21 protein-coding genes are annotated in these 25577 nt (G+C 44.2%); 12 read left to right on the top strand and 9 right to left on the bottom strand.

All coding sequences use genetic code 11. The annotated features are described in order from the left end of the window. Positions 1-96: 96 nt before the first annotated feature. Complete coding sequence (locus tag ACP7AE_RS08595) at positions 97-1611, bottom strand: PepSY-associated TM helix domain-containing protein (protein ID WP_426242534.1); 1515 nt, start codon at positions 1609-1611, stop codon at positions 97-99. A 353-nt stretch (positions 1612-1964) separates the two neighbouring features. On the opposite strand from ACP7AE_RS08595, the gene ACP7AE_RS08590 reads away from it, so the two are divergent. Beyond that, on the top strand, positions 1965-4181 hold the full coding sequence (locus ACP7AE_RS08590) for a TonB-dependent siderophore receptor (protein WP_426242532.1): 2217 nt from the start codon (positions 1965-1967) through the stop codon (positions 4179-4181). Between the two features lie 105 nt (positions 4182-4286). After that, the gene (locus ACP7AE_RS08585) at positions 4287-5030 is read left to right on the top strand and encodes a siderophore-interacting protein (RefSeq protein ID WP_201540344.1); all 744 of its coding nucleotides are present in this window, start codon (positions 4287-4289) and stop codon (positions 5028-5030) included. A gap of 193 nt (positions 5031-5223) precedes the next feature. On the opposite strand, the gene ACP7AE_RS08580 is transcribed toward ACP7AE_RS08585, so the two are convergent. Next, positions 5224-5892 (bottom strand): cupin domain-containing protein, encoded by a 669-nt coding sequence (locus ACP7AE_RS08580; RefSeq protein WP_426242530.1) that lies wholly within the window; start codon positions 5890-5892, stop codon positions 5224-5226. A gap of 125 nt (positions 5893-6017) precedes the next feature. Continuing rightward, positions 6018-6881, bottom strand: coding sequence for a universal stress protein (locus ACP7AE_RS08575; protein ID WP_201540342.1), 864 nt, complete (start codon positions 6879-6881; stop codon positions 6018-6020). Positions 6882-7179: 298 nt separating this feature from the next. On the opposite strand from ACP7AE_RS08575, the gene ACP7AE_RS08570 reads away from it, so the two are divergent. The 10 genes from ACP7AE_RS08570 to ACP7AE_RS08525 all read left to right on the top strand — a co-directional run bounded on the left by ACP7AE_RS08570 (position 7180) and on the right by ACP7AE_RS08525 (position 17858). Further along, the gene (locus ACP7AE_RS08570; RefSeq protein ID WP_201540341.1) at positions 7180-7713 is read left to right on the top strand and encodes a DUF2058 domain-containing protein; all 534 of its coding nucleotides are present in this window, start codon (positions 7180-7182) and stop codon (positions 7711-7713) included. A 377-nt stretch (positions 7714-8090) separates the two neighbouring features. After that, positions 8091-8495: a hypothetical protein gene (locus ACP7AE_RS08565; protein ID WP_426242528.1), complete on the top strand. Its 405-nt coding sequence runs from the start codon at positions 8091-8093 to the stop codon at positions 8493-8495. A gap of 260 nt (positions 8496-8755) precedes the next feature. After that, positions 8756-10942, top strand: coding sequence for an FAD-dependent oxidoreductase (locus tag ACP7AE_RS08560; protein ID WP_426242526.1), 2187 nt, complete (start codon positions 8756-8758; stop codon positions 10940-10942). A 51-nt stretch (positions 10943-10993) separates the two neighbouring features. Then, a complete protein-coding gene (locus tag ACP7AE_RS08555; RefSeq protein ID WP_201540338.1) occupies positions 10994-12313 on the top strand; it encodes an ABC transporter substrate-binding protein in 1320 nt (439 codons plus the stop codon). Beyond that, the gene (locus ACP7AE_RS08550) at positions 12310-14097 is read left to right on the top strand and encodes an ABC transporter permease (RefSeq protein WP_426242523.1); all 1788 of its coding nucleotides are present in this window, start codon (positions 12310-12312) and stop codon (positions 14095-14097) included. The genes ACP7AE_RS08555 and ACP7AE_RS08550 overlap by 4 nt, the downstream gene beginning before the upstream one ends. A 99-nt stretch (positions 14098-14196) precedes the next feature. Then, positions 14197-14841: an ATP-binding cassette domain-containing protein gene (locus tag ACP7AE_RS08545; RefSeq protein ID WP_087814193.1), complete on the top strand. Its 645-nt coding sequence runs from the start codon at positions 14197-14199 to the stop codon at positions 14839-14841. Positions 14842-14912: 71 nt separating this feature from the next. After that, positions 14913-15548 (top strand): CDP-alcohol phosphatidyltransferase family protein, encoded by a 636-nt coding sequence (locus tag ACP7AE_RS08540; protein WP_426242521.1) that lies wholly within the window; start codon positions 14913-14915, stop codon positions 15546-15548. A gap of 24 nt (positions 15549-15572) precedes the next feature. Beyond that, a complete protein-coding gene (locus ACP7AE_RS08535) occupies positions 15573-16382 on the top strand; it encodes a sterol desaturase family protein (protein ID WP_426242519.1) in 810 nt (269 codons plus the stop codon). A gap of 239 nt (positions 16383-16621) precedes the next feature. Further along, positions 16622-17176 (top strand): carboxymuconolactone decarboxylase family protein, encoded by a 555-nt coding sequence (locus ACP7AE_RS08530; protein ID WP_426242517.1) that lies wholly within the window; start codon positions 16622-16624, stop codon positions 17174-17176. 28 nt (positions 17177-17204) lie between these two features. Continuing rightward, complete coding sequence (locus ACP7AE_RS08525; protein ID WP_426242515.1) at positions 17205-17858, top strand: DsbA family oxidoreductase; 654 nt, start codon at positions 17205-17207, stop codon at positions 17856-17858. Between the two features lie 175 nt (positions 17859-18033). Here the strand turns inward: ACP7AE_RS08525 and ACP7AE_RS08520 are convergent, their stop codons facing one another. From ACP7AE_RS08520 to ACP7AE_RS08495, 6 genes are all read right to left on the bottom strand, one after another. Beyond that, positions 18034-18645, bottom strand: coding sequence for a TetR/AcrR family transcriptional regulator (locus ACP7AE_RS08520; protein ID WP_426242513.1), 612 nt, complete (start codon positions 18643-18645; stop codon positions 18034-18036). A gap of 185 nt (positions 18646-18830) precedes the next feature. Beyond that, entirely contained in the window at positions 18831-20357 is a 1527-nt protein-coding gene (locus ACP7AE_RS08515) for an aldehyde dehydrogenase family protein (RefSeq protein WP_426242511.1), read from the bottom strand. A gap of 181 nt (positions 20358-20538) precedes the next feature. Beyond that, complete coding sequence (locus ACP7AE_RS08510) at positions 20539-21438, bottom strand: YjiH family protein (RefSeq protein WP_426242509.1); 900 nt, start codon at positions 21436-21438, stop codon at positions 20539-20541. Further along, positions 21435-21959 (bottom strand): hypothetical protein, encoded by a 525-nt coding sequence (locus tag ACP7AE_RS08505; RefSeq protein WP_426242507.1) that lies wholly within the window; start codon positions 21957-21959, stop codon positions 21435-21437. Before ACP7AE_RS08505 ends, ACP7AE_RS08510 begins: the two co-directional genes overlap by 4 nt. Further along, complete coding sequence (gene dld, locus ACP7AE_RS08500) at positions 21940-23751, bottom strand: D-lactate dehydrogenase (RefSeq protein ID WP_426242505.1); 1812 nt, start codon at positions 23749-23751, stop codon at positions 21940-21942. Before dld ends, ACP7AE_RS08505 begins: the two co-directional genes overlap by 20 nt. 50 nt (positions 23752-23801) lie before the next feature. After that, a complete protein-coding gene (locus ACP7AE_RS08495) occupies positions 23802-25526 on the bottom strand; it encodes a 5-guanidino-2-oxopentanoate decarboxylase (protein WP_426242503.1) in 1725 nt (574 codons plus the stop codon). Positions 25527-25577 lie beyond the last annotated feature (51 nt).

The following is a 25577-nucleotide window of genomic DNA, read 5'->3' as shown; positions in this document are numbered from 1 at the left end:
TAATGGCGAACAATAAAAAATCGGGGCATCTTTTAGAAAGCTGCCCCGATTTTATTTAGATAAGAATAACTTTTTGAATGGCTCTTTTATTTAATTTTAAAATAATAGTTTCTGTAAAAACCCAACCCGTGAAATGACTAAGAAATCTAGTAATCCGATAGCGACAATCGCGATGATGGCGGTTGGGAATATAATCGCCACTACTAACAAAGGAATGGCAAACGGCCACCATATAGAAAAACTGAGACCACGCGCTGGTGGATTCAGTCCAAGCTTTTCACTGGCATGACGTGGACGGCGCTGCCACCACATGATGTAACCGCTCACACAAATAGCAATAACCGATAAGCAAAATAGGACATTGACCAATACGCTCCACCATCCAAGCGTCCCCATATGAATAGCAATGCCCGCCGCCATAAATTTACCAAAAGCATTATAATCATCAAAGCGGATATCTGCCAAAATATTGCCCGAATAACGATCGATATGTACCGTACGATCAGCCATTGGATTTTTCATATCATAGCTCATTGAGTCTTGGCTAATCGTCCAGACGCCCGTATTACCCTGTGGCAGATTTAATTGGTAACGTCCGACAATACCAATCTCACGGGCAAATCGATCTACAGTATCAATCATAATCGGTATATTGGACGCGATACCATCCTTGCCAGCGACAGTGCCAGATGCTGGCATTGGTGTCAACTCAAGCACCCAAGGCACATCTTTGGTACTACCCGTATTTAGTGCATCACCATGCGTGGGTGCTGTGACTGGTGTTGCTCCATGAACGTGCGGCGTGGCTTCAGCGTTATTCATATCCATACCAGCATGATGTTGACTGTGATCAATGGAAAGCGGCATTGGCGCAACGCCCCATTTGCCCGCAGGAAACTGACTCCATGCCTGTACCATACGCTCGCCCCAGATGCCTGCCCATGCCATTCCTGAAATACAGAAAAACAGTAGCAACACAGATACCCAACTGCCCAATGTCGCATGAATGATACGAATGAATGAGCGTTTTTTCTTATTATTTACAGCATCAATGGGTATAAGCATGGCTTTGAGTGATTTGCGTTTTTGCCACCACAGATACCAACCCGTTAGAATCATTAAGATGGTTAATGACGCAGTGGTTTCTTGGATATAGTCACCGACTTTGCCCAATAGTAAATCAGCATGAATATCATTAAAGATATAGTACAGACCACTATTAGTCGGCGTGCTTTTGACGATATCAGCCGTATAAGGATTCACCGCCACCATATTCTCCTGACTGGCTGACTTAACTTGAAACAAGGCAACGGTGTCCGTATCACGAGGCGCGATATATTTCACCAGTGTACTGTTAGGTAAAGTGTTTAACGCATTTTTAGCTTGCGTAGAAATAGGTGCGGTAATTGGTGCTGTCATCGCTGAATCTGGGGTGGTAATGGTGAGGCGATCGTCATCACGACCTGCGATGTTAGACATCAACAGCATGCCAAGTGCGCTGCAAGCTAGGATAATTAAGAAAGGTGCTATAAATATTCCTGCATAAAAATGCCAACGCCATACCGTAAAATAGCGTTGAGTATTGGTTGATTGACTTGTATGTCTGTTCATAAATATGACCTTTAACAATCTTTGGTTGCTCAGTGAACGACCTAGACTTATTAATAGTAGTAATAAATCCTGTCTGCCGGTTGATCTAAAAGTTTATTCCAAATAGACGGCTGCATCATACGAGAAAAGCCCTGTAAGCACCATTACTTATAGTCAAAAATTATCGTCATATTAGGGCGTTTCTTCAATTTTCATGTTTGCATCATAGTCATCTTGATGGGCTAAAAATGGGGCTACTTCACTCGACATCTTACTAACAGCGCTTTGTTTGTAAATTTTTAATGATAATGATAATCATTAATGTTATTATTCCTTTTCTTTCGCTTTCGGCATTTGATAACTTACAAGGAAATATGATGCGTTTTATCTCAACGTCTACATCCATTCGTCAAAAACGTTTAACTCTCGCGGTGCAACTGGGATTGGCAATGGTTTTGAGCCATGCAGCTTATGCTGAGACAATGCCGAATAACATCGAAAATAGTGTTGAGAACGACGTCGATAATGATGTTAATAATGATGAGACCGTGACACCATCGACCACCCTGGATACCATTACTGTCTATGCCAACAACTACCGTAGTACGGGCACCAAAACAGCATTAGACCCTAATGATGCACCCATGAGCTATACGAGAATCGATCAAGCGCTATTGCAAAAACGTCAAGCAGACAGCGTCAATGCAGCGTTACGTTATGAGCCAGGGGTGAGTACTGAGAGTCGCGGTACGGTGTCCATCTTTGATGAATACAATATTCGCGGTTTTAAGACTTACTCCAATTTTTACGATGGATTAAGACTGCCCTACGATGGGGCTTGGAATCTGATGCCGCAAGTCGATATCTACGCAACAGAAGCAGTGGAAGTGGTCAAAGGGCCAGCATCCTCACTCTATGGCTATGCATCTCCAGGTGGCATGGTCAATCAAGTCGCCAAAACCCCAAAAAGCACTCAAGCATCTGAGGTACAGTTGCGAGTGGGTAATCAAAACCTAAAAGAAGTGGCGGTCGATACGACAGGACCTATCTCAGACACGCTCAATTATCGACTGGTGGCGTTAAAACGACAAAAAGACGGGCAGATGCAAACCACAAAAGAAGAACGTACCCTGATCAATCCGTCACTGCAATGGCAACCGACAAAAGATGTGTCCGTTCTTGCCAATCTGTTTTATCAAGATGATCCAGAAATGGTGCCTTCCACCCCACTGCCTGCCGTTGGCACTGTCTACCATGCCAGCTATGGCAAACTGGCCAGTGACGCCTATGCCGGCGATGAGTGGAATCACTTCAGCAAAGAAGTATTTATGCCAAGCGTCACTGTGAACTGGGATATTAATGATAAGTTGACGTTCAAGCACATTCTGCGCTATACCGACGCCGAGGCGCAGCAGCGTAATATGTACAACAGCGGGTTTGTAAGCGGTAGTGATAAGATACTAAATCGCGTGGCCTACACCACCGATGAGAGCATGAGCAACTGGACCACAGACAATCAGCTAGCTTATAAATTCGATACTGCTAATACTTCACATAACCTACTGTTTGGCGTTGAGTATCAAGAGACAGACAGTAGCGCCACTTATTATGATGCTGGCGCAGATGGCACGCCAAATCTTGACTTATCCAATCCAGATTACTCACAAATCAATGCTGATACGTTGCCTTTAGAGGCTTATCGTCAAAATGAAGACGTTGAACAAAGCCAGCTTGGTTTTTATGTACAAGATGAGATGAAATGGCAAGATTTGACAGTAGTAGCAGGCTTACGTCACGATAATTTTGATAGTAGTACTGAGCAAACCAAGGCTTCTGAAGGTGCCATCTATAGTGATAGAACCATTGACAATGATGCCTCGAAAACCAGTGGTCGTCTCGCAGCTATCTATGACTTTGATAATGGGCTATCTCCTTATGCTAGTTATTCTCAGTCGTTTCAGCCAGTGGTCGGTAGTAACTTTATTACCAATGCGCCATTTAAGCCAACGACTGCCGATCAGCTAGAGGCTGGTGTCAAATATCTCTCTGCCAATCGCGCCACACAAGGAACATTAGCAGTATTTGATATCACTCAAAAAAACGTCGTGGTGGCTGATGAAATCAATTATAGAAGTCAAACACAAACGGGTGAAATTACCTCCAAAGGCTTTGAAGTCTCAGGCAGCCATATGCTTAATGATTGGGTAGATATTGCCGCCAGTTATAGCTATACCGATGCTGAAATTACAGAAGATGAATTCAACCCTGAGGTGGTTGGCAATACCCCTGCGCAAACGGCGAAGCACAAGGCAACATTGTGGGCAGATTATTATGCTACTGACAAGCTCAGTCTCAATGCTGGCGTACGCTATGAAGGCGGTATGCAACTTGACAAACAGAACTCAGACGAATTACCAAGCGTGACTTTGGTAGACATTGGCGGCAATTATCAAATCAATCCGATGCTCACTGTCGGCGCGAGTGTCAACAATCTCTTTGATAAAACCTACGTCGGCGCTTGTTATGATATTAACAATTGCTGGATGGGACCTGAGCGCCAAATGTCCGTCAGCCTAAAAGCCAATTTTTAGGCAATGTAGAACTTACCATTACTAGAGAATATCAATCTTATAGAGTGGTCTCATCTCAAATGATGACCTAAACTATCAAATAGTTAAATGAAGGAAAGTATTAATATGGCAAAATCTACCCCAAGAATGCTAGATGTGATTGGCAGTAAATACCTCACGCCACATATGTGCCGTGTCACGCTTGGCGGTGCTGGACTGACTGATTTTCCGGCAGATCAAGAAAGCGCGTACATTAAGCTGATATTCCCTCAAGGCGATGAGGCTCGACCATTGATGCGTACCTATACCGTCAGCGTTCAACGAGATAATGAGATAGATGTCGATTTTGCGTTGCATGAGACAGAAGGCCCTGCTTCAGCATGGGCACGTAACGCCCAAGTGGGTGAGCAAATATTAGTAGGCGGCCCTGGACCAAAGAAGCTGATTAACAATGAGGCTGATTGGTTTTTATTGATCGGTGATATGACAGCGCTGCCGGCAATTACCGTCAATCTTGCCCAGCTACCTGCTGACGCACACGGCTATGCAGTCCTTGAGATTACCACTGAAGCAGATAAGCAACTACTCAAGAAGCCAGACAACCTTGACATTCATTGGGTGATAAACGCGCATCCAAATGTAGAAACTAGCCCATTACTTGATCGCATTAAAACGCTTACGTGGCTAGCAGGACAACCTGCGGTTTGGGCGGCTTGTGAGTTTCATAGTATGCGAGCATTACGTCAGTACTTCAAAGTTGATCGCCCAATACCCAAAACGCATTTGTACATATCTAGCTATTGGAAAGTCGATAGCACAGAAGACCAGCATAAAATTGTCAAACGAGAGGATGCCCAAAGTATAGAATGATGAGCAATTATGGTTTGTATTTTTGAACTGTTTTGAAAGCGGTTTGAGTAATGATTGATAAATTTTGCGTTACTAATCATTACCCCACTGCTTATATACTTTTGTTGGCTAAATAAAAGTATGGTGACAAAATATAGTGACATTGTAGAATATGAGCAGCTGGTGAGCTGCTCATAAAATGTGATCACTACCCTTACAACCCTATCACTTGCATTAAATGCCCTGTCTTGAGATACACCGTAGCTCCTTCAGATCCTGCTTGTATTTGCGCATGCTCACCTGCTGGCAGACGTATCCAGCCGCTGCGCTGATAAACTTGACCCTCATCTATCAACTCGCCTGCTAACACCAGTATTTCTGCACCGCCACAGACTGCCTCATTAAACAGTAACTCGCCTGCCTTGATACGCTGCAAACTCACTTGCTCATTATCACCTGAGAATAGAGGACAAACATCACGGCTGCCCTGCTGTTGCCAATAAGCATTATCTTTAGTATTGATAGCCACATAATGAGGTTCATTAGCTAGCATTTGACGTAGCTTGACGAAAATCACTGCGCCTTCATCACTATAGGGCTTGTGTCCTGAAGTCGGTGGATTGCGCAAATACCAACCTGCTGGGTAATGTTTGTCATCTGCAGAAAAAGTACCTGACAATACTAAAATCTCTTCACCACCCGGATGTAGATGATGCGGAAAATAAGAATTGGGCGCATAGCGTACAAGGCTAGTGGCACGTTCTTTTTCTGCACCCACACGGTCAAGCATCACGCGCTCTACCCCATTTTGTGGTGACTTAATCCACTGGTGTTGCTCAGGTATAAGGGCAGCGCGGCGAGTAAAGTCTGCATTAATAAGCATAAAATCATGTCCAAAAATAGTATGATAAGATGATCCTTTAGCAAACGTCAGATATGATTATTGAACGTTATCGACAGCTGAAGGCGCAATGATTGCACCTCGCTATTATAAACCTTACCGAGTTTTCAACGTACTAAAATCACAGGAGATAGCGTGCTGGCGATAATTTCTGTTGTGGTACTACCAAGAAATAATTGTTGCAATTTCGAATGTCCATAAGCACCCACCACCATCATATCAATGTTGTTTTCTACCTGAAACCTTAACAAGCCATCGACGGCATCGGAGGCAGATAAATGATGTGCCGCTACGCTAAAACCTGCATCCTCCAATTGTGCCGCTGCGGCGCTTAAGCTTTGTTTTGACGCGTCGTTATGATTGCCTATCATGACGATATGACCTTGCAATCCTTTTAATACAGGACTCCTCGCAACCATCCATGCTGCTTTAATAGCCGTTTTGCTACCATCAAAAGCTATCATATATGAGCTGGGTTCTTTGAACGTCTCTGAGCAAATCAATATAGGAACGTCAGATGCGCGGGCAACGGTTTCGATTTGGCTACCGATATTAATACGGCTGCTTTTGTGATCTTCACCTCGGCGTCCCATGACGATGGCACGATTTTCTGCTTTAAAATGCTCAATGGCAGGTAACAGCTTGCCGCGACGTTGATAGATACGAATATCGACCTCAGTAAAGCTGCCTTGGATATGGCTTTTTGCGTCTTGCACCAAAGCATTGCTATAACTGTTCACCACCTTCGCTCTTTGCTCGTCTAACTGTGTCAATTCCTCCAATAAAAACTGGCGGCTATTGACTCCTATTGCGCCTGACAAATCGCGTCTGGTCGAGGCTGGAACCTCACTCACATGCAACAACGCTACGGGTAAATTTAACTTACTGGCATACCATGCTGCATAGTCACAAACCGATTCAGTCACTGCCGAGCCGTCTATACAGGCTAAAATGTGCTGTGATGTTGTCATATTCCGTCCTTAAATTTAACGATTTAACCCTATACAGCTTTCTATACCCACTATAAATATGGTCACCGAAAAACATGGTTACCAATGAACATAGTTACCAAAAAATATAACGGCAAAAAAAGCGTATCCATTGCCTTGATAATAACCAATTTAAACGGCTTCAGCCAGCGATGTGTGCCCACTTCTACCATAATTAAAAAAAGTCTTGTCATCGTCTAACAACATGCCGTAGCGAATTTTGCTACAATGGTTTTTTTAGCATTTATGATTTAAGTATCCTTATCTAGGTGATGGAATTATGGCAAAAAATGCCCTACAGGCTCAGTTATTAAAAGCGGGATTGGTGGATAGCAAAAAAGCCAAGAAAATCAGCAAGCAGACTCAGCATGCCAAGCGTACTGGTGACTCAGAAAGCATGGAAGCGAAAAAAGCGTTGGCAGAAGCCCAAGCGAAAAAATTAGAGAAAGATCAAAAGCTCAATCAAGAAAAACAACGTATTTTAGAAGAGAAGATGCTCAAGGCCAATATCGTCCAAATGATTAAGCAGCATCAAATTGCCGATACCAATGGCGATGTCAATTATCAATTTGTCGATAATACTAAGGTTAAAAAAATCTTTGTCACTCAAAAACTATATGAGCAAATCGTCGCCGGTCATGTGGTGATTGCACGCTTAGAAGAAGGCTATGCACTCCTTCCTCGTCCGTTGGCAGATCGCATCGATGCAAAAATGGAGGGCTTCATGGTAGTGTCTAACGATACATCAGAAGAAGTACTAGCAGAAGATGATCCTTATGCCGCCTATGTGATTCCAGATGACTTGATGTGGTAACCGCTTAATTTCATCATACTTATGATGTCAGCCAAAAGCCTTTCATGGACTATATCAGTCTATGAAGGGCTTTTTATTGTACGAAAAGCGCCCACCTTTAACCCAGCATTGCTGCTTTGGTTGAAAAACGTAACGATGCTCTGGAACGGTAGCATGCTTGATGCTACGAACTTGAACAACCATTCAATAACAACTACAATGCGGTTTATTGACTTACTGAGCGTTAGTATTTTGTCTAATTTTGAGTAATCACTCAAAATAAACACTTTATTCATGCTTACTGCCTGACAATAGTAGTCATTGCCAGATATTTTATTGATTAGACTTACCAAGCTCTTTTGCACTCACTTTTAACGCTTATTAAGAAGAAATAACTTATGCCAAAACATCTCCCTCTTTCACTGTTATTGCTTCGACTGGGTATTTTCATTGTTTTTTTAGTCTGGACTTTAGATAAGCTGATTAATCCTGATCATGCCGCAGGCGTCTTTTCTAGTTTTTATGGTTTTGAAAGTATAGGCGACACTGTGTTCTATGTTATTGGCGCGGCTCAATTCATCCTCATTCTGTTGTTTGCCACAGGATTATTCAAAACTTGGACTTACGGCATTATCTTGCTACTTCATGCGATTTCGACGTTCTCAACCTTCGGCTTATACCTCAAGCCTTTTGATAACTTGTTGTTCTTTGCAGCATGGCCGATGTTGGCTGCGTGTTTGGCGCTTTTCTTAATGAGAGACTGGGATACCTTAACCTTGGGCAAAAAAGTTTCTTTAGCCTAAACATCAGTCATATTTATCGTTAGATTGGACTGGATTGAACATGCAAGAATATAAATACTAGCCTCCGAAACTCAAGCTCTATACTATGAAGACTACTGAGTTAGCTGTTTTATTGTATATAAATGCACAAACCATGCAAACAACTTAACGTAATTGTCGTTACCACTAACTTGTCATTACCACTAACATGGTCAAGGTTCTTAATCATAAAAGAATGACGATGACTTTAGCCTTCGCTCTACTACTTAGCCGGATATTTTATGATTAAAAGAATATTGTTAATACTGTTAATATTAATATTAGCAGCAAGCTTTTTCTACTTTGACCTCAATCAATTATTGACGCTTGACGGTTTAAAAGGGTCGATGGCGCAATTTAACGACTATAAAATGCAATCACCACTATTGATTATCGGTGGATTCTTTTTACTTTATATCGTTGTCACCGCCCTATCCTTACCGGGCGCCGCTATTTTAACTTTGGCAGCTGGCGCATTATTTGGTTTATGGCAAGGGTTACTGATCGCCTCATTTGCCTCCAGTATTGGTGCGACACTCGCCTTTTTAACCTCACGTTATTTACTGCGTGATACGATTAAACAGCGCTTTCCTGAGCGCTTAGCAGCCATTGATGCTGGCGTTGAAAAAGAAGGCGGATTTTACTTATTTACCCTACGCTTAGTGCCGATATTTCCTTTCTTTTTGATTAACCTATTGATGGGCGTCACCGCGATTAAAGCGAGGACATTCTACTGGGTAAGCCAAATCGGTATGCTCGCGGGCACCTTCGTATATGTCAATGCAGGTACGCAGTTGGCGCAAATCGACAGTTTGTCAGGGATTTTATCGTTTAATTTGATTGTCTCATTTGCATTGTTAGGTTTTTTCCCATTAATCGCAAAAGGCATATTAAATATGCTAAAAAAACGCCGCGTCTATAAAAACTATAGCAAACCTAAAAAATTCGATCGGAACATGATCGTGATTGGCGCAGGTGCTGGCGGGCTAGTCACTAGCTATATCGCGGCGACCGTCCGAGCAAAAGTAACCTTAATCGAAGCGGGCGAGATGGGCGGTGACTGCTTAAACTATGGCTGTGTACCCAGTAAAGCCCTCATTAAAAGCGCAAAAGTGGCAGAACAAATGCGCAATGCTGAACGTTATGGCTTGGAGAATACACCACCAGAGTTTTCATTTAAGAACGTCATGACCCGCATCCATAAAGTCATCGCTGACATCGCCCCAAATGATAGCGTCGAGCGTTATACGGACTTGGGTGTCGAAGTATTAAAAGGCTATGCCAAATTCATCGACCCGTGGACGGTAGAGATTGCGTTAAACGATGGCGGCACGCAAACACTCACCGCACGTTCCATCGTTATCGCTACTGGTGCGCGCCCATTTATCCCAGATTTGCCGGGTTTGGAAGAAACCGGCTACGTGACCAGCGACACCATATGGAATAAATTTACCGAATTAGAAGCAGCACCGAAAAAGCTGGTCGTCCTTGGTGGTGGGCCAATCGGCTCTGAGCTGGCGCAAGCATTTGCACGCTTAGGCTCCGATGTGACCCAGATCGAAAGAGGCGCGCGTCTCATGAAAAAAGAAGACGTGGAAGTCTCTGAATTTGCACAGAAAGTCCTCGTTGAGAGCGGCGTGAATGTCTTAACCTCGCATCAAGCGATTCGTTGTGAAGCGCGCGATGGTAAAAAGTTCATTATCGTTGAAGCGCAAGGCAGCAGTACCGTTAAGCAAGACCGTCAAAACAAGCAAGAAATCGCGATTGAATATGACGAATTGCTTTGTGCCGTTGGACGCAGTGCTCGCTTAGAAGGTTATGGTCTTGAAGATTTGGGCATCGAAACGGAGCGTACCATCGAGACGGATGACTATTTAGAAACCCTCTATCCCAATATCTACGCGGCAGGTGATGTCGTTGGCCCTTATCAGTTTACCCATGTGGCCTCTCATCAGGCATGGTACGCTGCCGTAAATGGTTTGTTTGGACATTTAAAGAAGTTTAAAGTAGATTACCGTGTGATTCCGTGGACAACCTTTATCGATCCAGAAGTCGCACGCGTGGGCTTAAATGAACAAGAAGCTATTGAAAAAGGCATCGATTTTGAGATTACCCGCTACGACTTTAAAGATTTAGATCGCGCGGTGACGGAAAGTGCCAATCATGGTTTTATCAAAGTCATTACCTCTAAAGGCAAAGATAAAATACTTGGCGTGACCATCGTCGCTGAACATGCTGGGGATTTAATGCCAGAATTTATACTGGCGATGAAGCACGGTTTAGGGCTGAACAAAATACTCGGCACCATTCATATGTACCCGACATGGGCAGAGGCTAACAAATACGCGGCTGGTGAATGGAAACGCAATCATGCGCCTGAAACGGTATTAAACTGGCTTGAGAAATATCATACATGGCGTCGAGGTTAGTTGAATCTTTATCAACTGCGCTGAAAACATATCATCATAACGGAAACTTAAATGTACGTTATTAAATCTCTACCAGCTTTGCCAACGTTAAAAAATCTAAGCCGCTATAGCGCCTATGCTATAGCGCTTAGCGTTTGTGCAGTTATTTCTTCAAGCATATCAGCAAGCACTGCCTCACCCACTACTGGTAACCTTAATCAAAATTTATCATCTTGGCAGCAAATAGAGGCGCAAGGTAGCAATCAAGACGTCTACTTTTATGCATGGGGCGGTGATCCACAGATCAACGCCTATCTACAGTGGGCTGCCAAGCAAGTCGATGATAAATATAATATTAACTTGGTTCATGTCAAACTGAGCGACACCAGTGAAGCAGTTAGCCGTGTACTTGCAGAAAAGTCCGCCAACAACAATGATAAAGGCAGCGTTGACCTCATCTGGATAAATGGTGCCAACTTTGCCACCATGAGTGAGAATTCGTTATTACTGAAACAATGGGCGAACAAGCTCCCTAACTTTGCCTTGACCGACCCAGAGAACAATCCTGCCGTTAACTTTGATTTTGGTGTGCCGACCAATGGCATGGAAGCGCCATGGGGACAAACTTCGTTGACTTTTTATTACGACAGTTTATCAACTGACAAGCCACCAACCACCTTAAATGAGCTGGTCAATTGGACCGCGCAAAATTCTGGGCGTTTTAGCTATCCAAAGCCGCCTGACTTTTTAGGCATGAGCTTTTTAAAATATGCCTTAGTCATGCTGCACGAGCAAAATGATGCTAAGACAGGCGAAAACACCAAAGCACAGCTCAACCTGCCAGCCACTGAGCAAAATACAGATATGGTATTAGCCCCTTTATGGGCATTTTTAGATGACTTACATCCCAGTCTATGGCGTAAGGGTGAGCAATTTGTGCAAACGGGCGCGCACATGCGGCGTTTGGTCGATGATACCGAGCTGAGTTTGGCCTTTACTTTTTCTGCACCTGAAGTGCCCGCGGCCGTGCAGCGTTATGACTTACCCGAGAGCATTCGTAGCTTTGCAATGAGTGATGGCAGCTTAAGTAACACCCATTTTGTGGCCATTCCTTATAACGCCAGCCATCCGCAAGCCGCGCAGCTGGTCGCCAACTTTTTGCTGAGCCCAGAAGCACAGGCTAAAAAGCAGACTCCTACTATATGGGGTGATAAAACCGTACTTGTTCTCTCTACGCTCAGCCCTGAGCAACAAGCGCTATTTAAAGAAAATAAACCACACCCTAGCTCCCTGCCCTTTGATAGCATCAAACGTACCGTGAGTGAACCACATCCAAGCTGGGTTGATGCCATTATGCAAGGCTGGCAAGCGCGTTATGGGGTTAGCCCATGAGTACAGATTACAATAATAAAACGGCAAAGGAAAAAGTCCATTCTGCAACAATTACTGGCATAACCGCGCCTTATAAAACAGATCTATTTACGCGTATCGTCTCCTTGAGTCCGACATTTTTACTGCTGCTACTGATATTACCGGTACTCGGTGGTTTGGTGTGCGTGCTGTTACCTGCCTTTAGCTGGGTGCCTGCACTTGAGCAAACGACTGTTAGTCTACAAGGCTTTCATGATCTTTGGCAGACGCCCGGTCTTACCCAAATGGTCGCTTTAAGCATCGCTACTGGATTAATCAGCACGCTATTCGCTTTTTTCATGACCTTGATGATATTGGCAGCATTTTTTAATAGCGTTTGGCTGACTCGTATTGAGCGTTTGCTGAGTCCAATCTTGGTCATTCCTCATGCAGCAGCAGCCATCGCCGTTGGTTTTTTAATTGCGCCTTCTGGTATGTTTTCACGCCTTATATCACCATGGCTAAGTGGCTGGGAATTGGCTCCAGACGGTATATTTCCACATGACCCCTACGGCATCAGTATCATTTTGGGTTTAACCTTAAAAGAGCTGCCGTTTTTATTACTCATGGCGCTAGGCGCTTTGGCACAACCTGAGCTTGGTAAAAAGCTACGTCAGCAGTATAAAGTCGCGTTAAATCTCGGCTATTACCCCATTACTGCCTTTTTTAAAGCGGTACTTCCTGTCCTCTATCCTTTTTTACGTCTGCCTATCTTAGCCGTGCTTGCCTATGCCAGTGCCAGTGTCGAGATGCCATTGATACTCGGTCCAAACACGCCGCCAACGCTTGCGGTCACGATTATGCAATGGTTTAACGATGTGGATTTAAACCTACGTATAAAAGCCTCGGCAGGCGCGTTATTACAGCTGGCGTTGACGGGTGGTTTAATCGGCTTGTGGCTAGGCGCTGAGAGAGCGATAAAAACTTGCTTTAATGGTACGTTGATAAACGGCAAGCGCAACTATGCCGATGCATTATGGCAAAAAATCACGGCAGCGTTGACCACTTTGGTGATTGGCTTTATCTTGCTGGCGCTCATTGGTCTGCTAATGTGGTCAGTGGCTGGTTTCTGGCGCTTTCCCGCCGTCTTGCCAGAGCAATTGGTATCATTGCATTTTCAAAGCGCCTTTACACAAATGGGTACACCGTTATTTAATACCGTTACTATCGGTATCGTGAGTACGATATTTGCCATTGTGCTGACTTTATTATGTTTAGAGGCTGAGCAATTAAGTCAAAAACCACTTTCAACATTTACCAGTTTAATTATCTATTTGCCGCTGTTAGTGCCGAGCATTGCTTTTTTATTTGGCTTAGTATGGCTACAGCAACTGCTGAATAATCAAACGGCGTTTTTTAATGTGGCATTTACCCATCTGCTCTTTGTGCTGCCCTATGTGTTTTTATCGCTTGCTAGCAGTTATCGACGTCTAGACCCTCGTTTTGCTCATGTAGCGGCAAGCCTTGGTGCAACTCCTGCTAGAGTATTTTTGCAGGTGAAATTACCACAACTGTTTGCGCCGTTGTTAATTGCCATTGCCCTTGGTTTAGCCATTAGCTTTGGTCAATACTTACCGACATTATTGGCAGGTGGCGGACGAATCGCCACCATCACCACAGAAGCCGTAACCCTCGCTAATGGTGCCAGTAGACGCACCAGTGCAGTGTATGCCATCATCCAAATGGCGCTACCCTTAGTTGGCTTTATATTGGCGTGGATATTGCCAAAGTACTTCTTTAAAAGTGGTAAAAATAGCAGCCGTTAAAACGTTTTTTAAAATATATTCGTTTTGAAGAGCACTGATTCTAAATAGCACTAATTTTGAAAATACCTAATAATAAAAACGCAAAGAAAAGGGCCTTTGATGCAATCCTCTTTACAGATAAAAAACTTACAGTTATATCGAAAAGGCGAGCTATTACTCAGCCTAGATGAGCAGATTGCTGGTGGTGAAATACTAACCATCATGGGTCCATCTGGCAGTGGTAAATCGAGTTTATTGAATTGGCTCACAGGTATATTGCCAAATGGTTTTACCGCTATTGGTGAGGTCTGGTTAAATGATGAAAATGTAAGCCATCTGCCGACGCATCTGCGGCATATTGGGGTACTGTATCAAGATGCCCTACTGTTTTCGCATTTATCGGTCGCAGGTAATATTGCGTTTGCGATGCCTAAAAGTAATAAAAACAGCAATAAAAAACAGCGCCGTGAAAAAATAGAACAAGCGCTGGCACAAGTGGGGCTAGCAGGCATGGGAGATCGCCATCCTGATAATTTATCGGGCGGACAACAAGCACGAGTGGCGCTACTGCGCACCTTGCTCAGCGCACCAAAAGCGATACTACTTGATGAGCCTTTTAGCAAGCTTGATACCCAACTTCGAGTAGATACGCGGCAACTGGTGTTTGAGCAAATCCGCACTCATAAACTTCCCGCCATCATGGTCACGCACGATTATAGCGATGCTGAGGCCGCAAACGGTAAAGTTATTCATTTAGACCTGTAGTTTTAGGCTTATACTTTTAAACTTGTAGATCTAAATTCTAAACATCAAAGCGAAATACAAAAGGCAAGCGCATGCTAGACAAGTTTCTTACGCCCATGATTAAGCCGATACTAAGCCCTGTCGTCGTTGTCTTGCACAAACGCGGTATTACGGCTGATCAACTCACGGTGGCAGGCTTTTTAATCGGTATGTTAGCGGTGCCATTACTGGCGTTTGAGCTTTGGTATGGCGCACTGGCAGCCATTGCATTAAATCGTATTTTTGATGGTCTTGATGGCGCTTTAGCCCGTTATGCAAAGCAAAGCTCTAGCGCAGGCGGCTATTTAGATATTACGCTCGACTTTTTATTTTATGCCGCCATCCCGCTGGGATTTATATTGGCAAACCCTGAACAGAATGCCATTGCTGGCGCTTTATTACTCGCCACCTTTATTGGCACAGGCTCTAGCTTCTTAGCGTTTGCCATTGCTGCGGAAAAGTTTACACTGGATAAACCACAGTTTAAATATAAGAGTTTTTATTATTTAAATGGTTTGACGGAAGGCACCGAAACCATCGCACTGTTTGTCGCTTTTTGCCTGTGGCCACAGCACTTTGTATTACTCGCTGGCATCTTTGCCACTGCTTGCGCGATTACGATTTTTACCCGTATCCATGGCGGCTACCATACCCTTAAACAGCTAGAAATAGATAAAAACAGTATATAAATAGAATAAGTTAAGAGGCAGCTAATGACTAACGAAGTATGGTGGCGGCTTGGGGTCTTTTTAAGCATTTTAGTGATTATGATGCTGATAGAATGGCGCATGCCTGCACGTCAAGCACCGATCAAAAGCAGCAAACGCTGGTTCGCTAACTTTGGCTTGGTTTTTATCTCGTCAGTTATTGCTCGTCTAGCGGTGCCTGTCGGTCTAACGGCTGCGGCGCTGTATAATCAGCAGCATGGGATTGGTCTATTTAATATCATCAATTTGCCAAGCATCGTCGTCGTCATACTAAGCTTGATATTGCTCGACATCATCATTTACTGGCAGCATCGATTATTTCACCGCGTGCCTATGCTATGGCGCTTGCATAAAGTCCATCACGCTGATGCACATGTCGATGCCAGTACAGGACTTAGATTTCATCCCATTGAAATCGTTTTAAGCATTCTAGTGAAGCTCGTTGCCGTCAGCTTATTGGGTGTTCCTGCCATCGCCGTATTGATATTTGAGATTGCGTTAAATGGCTTAGCGATATTTAACCATGCCAATATTCGCCTGCCACCTGCGCTTGAAAAACCGCTGCGCTTAATATTGATGACCCAGATCTTGCATCGTATTCACCATAGCCAACGCGTTAGTGAGACCAACTCAAATTATGGTTTTAGTGTCATCTGGTGGGATTGGATTTTTGGTAGTTATAAGGGTGAAGCAAAGCAGTCTGATAATGAGCTAGATATTGGACTAAAAGAATACCCAGCAGCCAAACAAAATGCCTCGCTATGGGGATTGTTAACCATGCCATTTAGCAATGACTTGGTTAAGAAAAACAAATAACTGTCGTGATGCCGCCTAGCTTTGAATGTAAACGAAATTTACAAACAACTTGAGTATTCACTCAAGTATAATTTGAACGATTACTCAAAATAGACTATAGTGGCTGCAGTTGTTAAGCGACTCACAAAAATCTCACTTATTAAATTGAGTACTCACTCAACTATATAATAGGTTCTCAAGTCGCTTCTACACACTTACTTTTACAACAATTCACTAATAATTATCCTAAGGACTTTCACATGACTGAATTTACCCTACACGACAAAGACACAGCCCCAGCAGCAAGCAAAGACTTACTTGACGTGTCTATCAAAGCGTTTGGCATGGTACCTAATCTACATGCCGTCATGGCTGAAGCGCCTGGCTTGCTCGAAGGCTACCAACAGCTACATCAACTGTTTTTAGACAGCAGTTTCGATGATGAGGAAGTCACGGTCGTATGGCAAACCATCAACGTAGAGCATGAGTGCCATTACTGTGTACCCGCTCATACTGGCATCGCAAAAAGCATGAAGGTGGATGACGCAATCACTGATGCATTACGTAATGAGACACCTCTACCAACTGAAAAACTAGAAGCATTACGCGACTTTACGCTATCGGTCGTTCGTGATCGTGGTAATGTAAATGATGACGCAGTGCAAGCATTCTTAGATGCAGGCTTTACTAAACGTCAGATTTTAGAAGTGGTTCTTGCAGCGGCTCAAAAAGTGATGAGTAACTACACCAACCATTTGGCCAACACGCCAATCGACAAGCCTTTCCAAAAGTTTGAATGGCATAAAGCTGTCTAATTATATAAGAACCACATAAGGAGCCACTATGAGTAATTTAAAAAAGCCATTACGAATAGATATCGTGTCAGACGTGGTCTGCCCTTGGTGCGCTATCGGCTATAGTCAACTAGCCGAGGCATTAAAACAAACCAACACTCCACACGAGATTCACTGGCATCCATTTGAGTTAAATCCTAATACACCGCACGAAGGACGAAACTATCGTGAGCATATCATGGAGAAGTACGGTACGACTGCTGAGGACATTCAAGAGAACCGAGCTAGAATGACAGAAGTAGGTGCTGAAGCTAGATTTAATTTTCAGTTTACCGATGACTTTCGTACTTACAATACTTTTAATGCGCATCAGTTGCTGCATTGGGCCGATCAACAAGGGCGTATGCACGAGCTAAAACAAGCATTGTTCGTCGCACATTTCGTCGATAATAAAAATGTGGCTGACAGTGCTGTACTTGCAGATGTTGCGGCCGATGTTGGACTGGATCGTAGCGAAGCACTAGCGGTCTTAAAAGATCAGCGATTTGCGGCAGCGGTAGAAAAAGAAAAGCAGCATTGGCAGCAACAAGGCATTCAAAGTGTGCCATCTATGGTTTTCAATGAGCGTCATTTAATTAGCGGTGCTCAAGGTGTTGAAAATTATAAAAGCATATTGCAGCAGTTGGCTGATATGCCAGACTAAATTATCTGTTGATGGTTGAGTTTTCAAGACTAAGGGTTTTAGCGTTACTGTATAGCCCGAGACTATACAGTAACGCTAAAACCCTTTTTTTCATACCAAAAATATCTTAGCAATCAGCCTTACTTAATCGGCAATAACCCTTTAGCAGTGCTTATTTGCAAATAGTCAACATGCACTACTCGCCAACAGGCTCATCAATACGCAGCGCTTCTATAGAGAGCGCCATATCTTCAGCCAACGCTTGCACCGCTGAGCTCTCGACATCACGCTGCGCAAAAGCACGCAGCCCCATGATTTCCGCCTGTAGTCGTCGTCCAAGCCTAGTCGCGTCAAGCTCAGTATCAAGCTCACCCAGCCGCTGTGCTTCGGTAAAGTAATTTATAAAACGCAGTTCCATACCTGCCAGCAGCATTTCAACTTTTTGTAGCGCTGTCTGCTCACGAGCACCAAGCTCCAGTAAACTTTTGACCAGCATGCAAGCCTGACTCGGCAGCCCTTTATCACGAATACCGCCCAGCTGACGCACGAAAGCGGCTAACCCCAACAGCGGCGATTGATAAGCGCCCATTACCCGCTCAAGCTCACTCAAACCTAGGCGAGCATAGTAGTCTAACGCTTCTTGAAATAATCCATCTTTACTGCCAAACGCAGCATAAATGCTTCCTGGACGCATATCGAGCGCCTCTTCTATGTCTTTTAACGAAGTAGCATGAAAGCCTTTTTGCCAAAAAAGCTGTAACGCGCGTTCTAAGGCATCCTGACGGTTATAAAGTGCGGTACGTGACATAGTTTTTCCATCTCAAAAGCCGTAATCTCATATAAAAACAAGCACAGCGATAAAATTTGAATGATTGCTCAATTTTATATCGAATGGCATTCTTAGTCCAGCAAAGTTAATTTACAAAGCAAATATCTTATTTAGCCATTGGTAGCAATATCAATGGCTAAATAAGATATGAAAGCGCCCAACGTTTAATGACTCAATAACACATGCTTGCTTTTTTGATACGCAGACAAGCCATCTACACCCAGCTCTCGACCGATACCGCTCTGCTTAAAGCCGCCCCACCCTGACTCTGGCAGTATAATTTGTTGCTCATTGATCCAGATATGACCTGCTTGAATCTGTAGCGCCATCTCTACGGCCGCCGTTTCATCATCGCTGACAATGCTCGCGGCCAAAGCAAACTGGCTATCATTGGCTAAAGCAATCGCCTCGGCATGGTCGGTGAACGTTTGACTCACTAGTACTGGCCCAAAAACCTCTTCTGTCCATAACTGACTGGTCACTGGAACATTGGTATAAATCGTCGGCATCGCAAAATACCCTTGTCGATTTAAGACCTCACCACCTGTGAGACAAGTCAGGTTTTCGGCAGCAGCAATGTCGAAATATTTTTTTACTTGATTTAGTTGCTGCTCACTAACCAGTGGACCCATTTGCGTATCAGTGTCAAAGCCATCACCAATTTGCAAACTTTCTGTCTTAACTTTTAATGTGTCGAACAACGACTGAGCAATGCTTTCATGAACAAGCAGTCTTGAGGTGGCTGAACAGATCTGACCGGCATTGGTAAATATGCCACCGATGATTAAATCACAAGCGTGGTCGATATCAGCATCTGCACATACGACGATGGCTGACTTACCGCCCAGCTCTAGGCTGATATCCTTGATACCTTTTGCCGCTTGGCTCATTACCTTTTCACCAACGGCGTTGCTACCAGTAAAAGAAATTTTGTCGATTAATGGATGGCAGGTCATGGCAGCGCCCACTTCAGCTGCACCCGGTAAAATATTAACGACTCCTTTTGGTAGTTTAATATAAGACAATATATTGCCCAGCATCAACTCTGGCAATAATGTCACCTCGGAGGGCTTTAATAGCAACGTACAGCCTGCAGCCAATGCAGGGGCTAACTTCCAAGCAGTGGTAACCATTGGAAAATTCCATGGGACAATGAGGGCGCAAATACCAACAGGTGCATACGTTTTTAGCAAACGTATGCCTGACTCGCTGATGGATACCTCCGACCAAATCGCTTGTTCTGTGATGAGATTGGCATAATAGCGATAGCAGGCAATGGCATCGCTCACGTCTATTTTCGCCTCTTCAATGGGCTTACCATTATTTAACACAGACAATCCCACCAATTTGTCAAACTGCTGCTCCATTGTCTCGGCAATGGCATTGAGATACGATGCACGCGTGCTTACGGTGGTTTGCGACCAAGATGGATACGCCGCAGAAGCCGCATTGACTGCCATTTCTACCTGTGTATTGGTACACAATCGAGTGGTAGCGATGATTGTTCCCGAATTCGAATCATAACTTGAATCATGATTCGAATCATAGCTATCAGCGTCAGCAGTATCGGTAGCAGGCGCTTCAATAGTCATCCATTTGCCATCTATATAAGCTGCATTTAACATCACTTCATCGTGAACCGTTTGGATGGCGCTTTCTCTCGTTAAACTGTTAGCATTCGTCATTTCCATGATGGTCAATCACCTTATATGGTTTGATATAATTGTTGTTATACCTATTGTCTTTAATTGCATTTATAAGTGTTTCTATAAATCATTCGCTAAATAATCAGTTTATTCTTTAGTTAGATAAACCGATTATTTAGCACATTATCTCGTTATGCTAGAGGCTGGGTTAATATTGGCTACATGGCTAATAAAGTAGATGCGCCACTGAAGTAATCACCACCAAACTGATCAGAGTACGAAGAATAAAAATCATAAACAGCTCTAACACGTTAAGCTTGATGTTTGATTTCAAAATCAGCGCGCCCACTTCAGACATATAAATAATCTGAGTAATAGAACATGCACCAACGATGAATCTTGTCATCTCACTCTCAATACTTTTGCCGACCAAGGCTGGCAAATACATATCCGCAAAGCCCATAATCATCGCTGGAGCCGCCTCTGCTGCCTCTGGAATCTGTAACAAATCAAGCAGCGGTACCAACGGTGCAGACAACCATTTAAACACAGGCGTATATTCGGCTAAGCCCAGACCAATCGTACCAATTGCGAAAATCACGGGGATTAGCCCAAAATAGATATCGAATAAATTCTTTACACTACGTTTGAATACTTGACCCAGACTTGGCATTGAGTGCGCGCGCGTCACAGCACGATTGACTGCCCACTGGTAAGTTGTGTACTGAGCAGGAATCCCTTCATCGAGCATACTTTTGCCAGAATGATAGGTATCAGGCTTTAAGGAGAGTGGCGGTATACGCGGCATAATAATCGCAGCGATAAAGCCCGTCAAAGCAATGGTCAGATAAAAATAAACAAAGTTATCGTCCACGCCGATGGTTTTGGCGACGACGTAAGTAAAAGCGATGGAAGTCACCGAAAAAGTCGTCGCGATAATCGCCGCTTCACGCTGGCTATAGTAGCTTTTATCATACTCCTGCATAGTCACCAGTAAACCGATAGAAGCCGCGCCAAACCAAGAGGACATCGCATCTACCGCTGAGCGTCCTGGCAACTTAAACAGCTTGACAAATATTTTGCTCGCCAGTGTGCCCAAAAACTCCATCAAACCAAAATCTGTCAAAAACGGCAACGATAAAACGGCAACGATAAAATGGCGAAGAAAAACAAAGGAATCAAAATCGGTATCAAATCTTCGAAAATAACGCCGCCTGTATTACGATTAATAATAAACTCAGGGCCGACTTGCAGATAAATCATCCAAACAAACACCATCCCTAATAATCGGGCAGTGAGCCAAAACCAATCAACATCGAAGAGTTTTTTGACCATAGAGTCTTCATGCAGGTTGGGTTTTAATACCTTCACAGCCAACGCCCCAAGAAAGGAAGTCGTCACGATTGCCATTGCCACATAAACGACAGAACCGCCCAGCAAAGCTTGCAAAGCGTCCGTTAACACACCCAATAAAATCGTAACCTTTCCGTCCCATTGAAACGGAATAATAAATAGTGCAATGCCTAATGCTGAAAACAATAAAAACTTCCACATTGACGCACGCCACTGCTCTCCTTGCGGCGTTTCTGAATCGACAATATCGTTTCCTAATATCGGTTGCTGCGACTTATCGAGATAATTCGTCATTTAATTCCTCCTTGATGGGCGACGATCGCCAATTTTTCCATTTTGCTGTCTGACCAATGCCTGGATTTAGCGAATTGGTCGGATCTAGTTTTTTATAAAAAGTATGTAGTGCAGGTTTTGCGGTATAGACATGACCCACGTTGTGTTCAGCAGGGTACTCTATACGACGTCGATCATAAAACGCCAATAGCTCATCCTTGAATTTTTTTGCATCCACTTCAGGGTATAACAGATAGTCTTGGTGCATGACGTGACAGAAAAAATGTCCTAAATAAAAGGTTTTACTGACCTGCTTTTGTAAGTTAATAGGTAGCACTTCATCCCAATCTACGGCATTCCTTGGTAAGGCAATGTCGGTAGATAACAGCTCGCCAAACCTTGTGTGGTTAAGGTTGTGATAACGAAACATGGCAGCAGTTGCCGCACTACGAAACACCAATAATGCTTGGGATTCTGCTGCTGTACAAAGATGTACGACGCCTTGATGCTGCTGCATATGAGACTGTAGAAATACTTGGGCGGTGGCAATATGACCATGACTGCCGTTATCATCGCTATTATCATCGTACGTATTATTGCCATCCGCGACTTTAATGATTAAATGATAACGATAGGAACACGCCTGCTCAGCCAAAGAATTGGGTAATGACGGCGGCATGAAAATACCAGTCATTTGTAGCATCCGATCTGGTAAAGTCTGAGGCAGTCGCCATTTATCCAAATAATAGCCAATCTTGGCTTGTAACCGATACAACGCTCCTATTTTACTGGCTGGTAGTTTTCGCATACTCAAACAAGTATCGCGACCATAGCGCATGGTAATATCGTTGTAATCTTGATGCATATATTCTGCCAAAATAGGCAGGTTTAGCTCGCTTTTTAACCACTGTTGCCTGAGTGTGGTCAAAGTATCGGCGTCATTGGTCGAGATATAAAACGTTTGCTCTTGAGTCGGTTTGGCAAATGTCGCGACTCGAACTGCGAAGACGATGACTTTGCCTGCTGAACCAGAGGCTTCATATAATCCGTTAGGGTCATTATTAAATCTAGCAGGTGTGTCTGCCTCGCAATCGCGCACCTTGTGTTGATAATGGTGGTTGGTACAGGACTTCCTGTTGGCACTCTCTGGATTTTTATTGAACGTGCCAGTTTGTAAGTTTCTAAGCACCTCTTCTGGATCTGCACCTAAATCAATGCCTAAGTGATTGATTAATTCAAACTCACCCATGGCATTACGTTTGGCAAATAGTGACATCTCGGTATACGCCAGACCACGCTGCACCAACATACCGCCAGAGCTGTTGCAAATACCGCCAATCACCGAAGCACCAACACAACTAGAGCCCAGCACTGAATGCGGCTCACGCCCTAATGGCGCAAGCTGAGACTCCAACTGCTGGAGGCTAGCCGCTGGCAAAGCAACCAGCTCTGCTGCATCATTGAGCAGATGAACACCGCCCAATCGTTGCGTAGAGATCACAACGACTGGTCGATCGTACTCTCCGTACGGTGTCGAGCCTCCGGTCAACCCTGTGTTAGCAGCCTGTGCAATAACAATCACATCAGCCGCCGCACAGAGATTAATGACGCGCCATAGTGCCACAAGAGAGTCTGGTATCACAACTGCCGCGACAGCATCCGTGATAGAAGCAATCGCCCCTTGTGTATACGACTGCTGCTGGCTGGGTTTGGTCAATACATTGGTCGCGCCAACAATCGCGGATAAATCCGTTAATAAGCTTGCCAGCGAGGTGCTCAAGCGACCAGACGAGCGGTTAGCATGTGGCATCATAGACGTTCTTCCTTGAGCGACCAGCCTTTATTATATTTGACGTATTAACATTAGCTAAAGCAGGTAAACGTTTTACCCATTTCAATCAAAAAATCATCAGCTTCATCAACTTCATAAATGATGGGTTGCTTACCCTTGATATCTTCTTTTAAAGCATCGAGCAATTGCTGTTTGGCTGTGATTCTACGATAACCTGCACCAAATCCTGCTGCCAGCGGCTCAAAGTTCGGCGTCTTAATATTAACCCCGATTAGTGGCAATCCACCCTCTTCCATATAACGACGAATCTCGCCATAGCCTTGGTTGTTCCACAGCAGCACAATCAATGGCAGCTCAAGCTCGGCGGCGCAGATAAGTTCTGCAATCGTAAACTGAATACCGCCGTCGCCAATCAAGCTGACCACTGGACTGTTGGAACCAATCATGGCGCCAATGGCAGCAGGCAAACCATAACCTAACGTGCCAAATCCAGTCGATGAATTAAACCATCGACGCGTCGCCAATGCCTCAAAACCAAGATTGCCGCTATAGACAGGCTGCGTTGAATCACCAACGAAGATGACGTCTTTTACTTCATCTCGAATCAATTGAAGTAGCGCATTTTGCCCAGCAAAGTCTGGTGTCATTCCTGCTAATAGCACTTGTTTTGCCTCATTTACTCGTGATACCGCTTGATTATTTAACACCTGACCCTTTAAACGACTACATAGACCACTTACCGCCATTTGCGCATCGGACAATACTGCGATATCGGCTCTAAAAGGACGCTGTAATTGCTGAGCATCACAGTCAATGCGAATCAGCATACCGTTGATTTTGAACTGGCCGTTAAAGAACACATCATAATCAGTTTCACCCAGCTCAGTACCAATCGCCAATACCCAATCAGCCTCAGTAATAACGGCGCGACCTGCCTCTAATGACTGATTGCTACCCAAACTTAATGGGTGGCTAGGTGGCAGCAAACCTTTGGCATTGATGGTCAAAAACGTCGGTGCATCGATAAGCTCTGCTAGAGTCTGCGCGTCATGATCGACATCGACGCAGCCACCACCATAAAGTATCACTGGATTTTTTGCCGCTTTTAGAGATTCAACGATCAAATCTAATTGCGCAGGATTGGGCAGCGGTCTCATTACTTGAGGTAACGTTAAACCATGTGCATCAGTTGAATTTTTTACAAAGTTATTTAAATAATCAGAAGGCTTTGCGACATGGCTGGCATCGGCGGTAATCACATCAATGGGTAACTGGATATGCACTGGCCCCGGACGTGCGCCATTAAATAATGCAAACGCTTCAGCGATGACCTTGGGTAACGATTCAGGCTGCCAAATAGTTTTGCTCGTGAGTGCAACCTTACTGACCATGCCTTGCTGATCGTGCAATTCATGCAAGTGCCCTTCACCGCTGCCCGTATCTGCCACTTTATTAACACTAGAAATCACTAGCATCGGGATGGAGTCTGCCAACGCCTGCGCCATGGCCGTCATGATGTTCGTCATACCGGGACCTGTAATAATAAAGCAAACCCCCACTTTACCAGACGCGCGGTAATAGCCATCAGCCATAAACCCCGCACCTTGCTCGTGACGCGGTGTCACGTGGCGAATTTTGGTGTTTGGCAGACCACGATATAGCTCGACCGTATGCACACCCGGAATACCAAATACGGTCTCTACCCCATAATACTCTAGCCACTGTACGAGCAACTCACCACATGTCAGAGACGGCGTGGCGGGTGCTGAAGAAGATGTTTGAAGCGTTTGCGTCATGAGTTAATCATCCTAAAAAGTTCAATCGCGTTTAAATAAGTTGTTCAGTGT

The sequence above is a fragment of the Psychrobacter sp. TWP2-1-2 genome, from assembly GCF_049896785.1.
In the GTDB taxonomy this organism is placed as follows: Bacteria; Pseudomonadota; Gammaproteobacteria; order Pseudomonadales; family Moraxellaceae; genus Psychrobacter.
Note: the sequence above shows the minus strand (reverse complement) of the source record. Positions and strands in the feature narration are given on the sequence as shown.

Coding starts and splice junctions, on each gene's coding strand:
- ACP7AE_RS08595 (WP_426242534.1), bottom strand. CDS start 1,611: ATGAACAGACATACAAGTCAATCAACCAATACTCAACGCTATTTTACG.
- ACP7AE_RS08590 (WP_426242532.1), top strand. CDS start 1,965: ATGATGCGTTTTATCTCAACGTCTACATCCATTCGTCAAAAACGTTTA.
- ACP7AE_RS08585 (WP_201540344.1), top strand. CDS start 4,287: ATGGCAAAATCTACCCCAAGAATGCTAGATGTGATTGGCAGTAAATAC.
- ACP7AE_RS08580 (WP_426242530.1), bottom strand. CDS start 5,892: ATGCTTATTAATGCAGACTTTACTCGCCGCGCTGCCCTTATACCTGAG.
- ACP7AE_RS08575 (WP_201540342.1), bottom strand. CDS start 6,881: ATGACAACATCACAGCACATTTTAGCCTGTATAGACGGCTCGGCAGTG.
- ACP7AE_RS08570 (WP_201540341.1), top strand. CDS start 7,180: ATGGCAAAAAATGCCCTACAGGCTCAGTTATTAAAAGCGGGATTGGTG.
- ACP7AE_RS08565 (WP_426242528.1), top strand. CDS start 8,091: ATGCCAAAACATCTCCCTCTTTCACTGTTATTGCTTCGACTGGGTATT.
- ACP7AE_RS08560 (WP_426242526.1), top strand. CDS start 8,756: ATGATTAAAAGAATATTGTTAATACTGTTAATATTAATATTAGCAGCA.
- ACP7AE_RS08555 (WP_201540338.1), top strand. CDS start 10,994: ATGTACGTTATTAAATCTCTACCAGCTTTGCCAACGTTAAAAAATCTA.
- ACP7AE_RS08550 (WP_426242523.1), top strand. CDS start 12,310: ATGAGTACAGATTACAATAATAAAACGGCAAAGGAAAAAGTCCATTCT.
- ACP7AE_RS08545 (WP_087814193.1), top strand. CDS start 14,197: ATGCAATCCTCTTTACAGATAAAAAACTTACAGTTATATCGAAAAGGC.
- ACP7AE_RS08540 (WP_426242521.1), top strand. CDS start 14,913: ATGCTAGACAAGTTTCTTACGCCCATGATTAAGCCGATACTAAGCCCT.
- ACP7AE_RS08535 (WP_426242519.1), top strand. CDS start 15,573: ATGACTAACGAAGTATGGTGGCGGCTTGGGGTCTTTTTAAGCATTTTA.
- ACP7AE_RS08530 (WP_426242517.1), top strand. CDS start 16,622: ATGACTGAATTTACCCTACACGACAAAGACACAGCCCCAGCAGCAAGC.
- ACP7AE_RS08525 (WP_426242515.1), top strand. CDS start 17,205: ATGAGTAATTTAAAAAAGCCATTACGAATAGATATCGTGTCAGACGTG.
- ACP7AE_RS08520 (WP_426242513.1), bottom strand. CDS start 18,645: ATGTCACGTACCGCACTTTATAACCGTCAGGATGCCTTAGAACGCGCG.
- ACP7AE_RS08515 (WP_426242511.1), bottom strand. CDS start 20,357: ATGGAAATGACGAATGCTAACAGTTTAACGAGAGAAAGCGCCATCCAA.
- ACP7AE_RS08505 (WP_426242507.1), bottom strand. CDS start 21,959: ATGACGAATTATCTCGATAAGTCGCAGCAACCGATATTAGGAAACGAT.
- dld (WP_426242505.1), bottom strand. CDS start 23,751: ATGATGCCACATGCTAACCGCTCGTCTGGTCGCTTGAGCACCTCGCTG.
- ACP7AE_RS08495 (WP_426242503.1), bottom strand. CDS start 25,526: ATGACGCAAACGCTTCAAACATCTTCTTCAGCACCCGCCACGCCGTCT.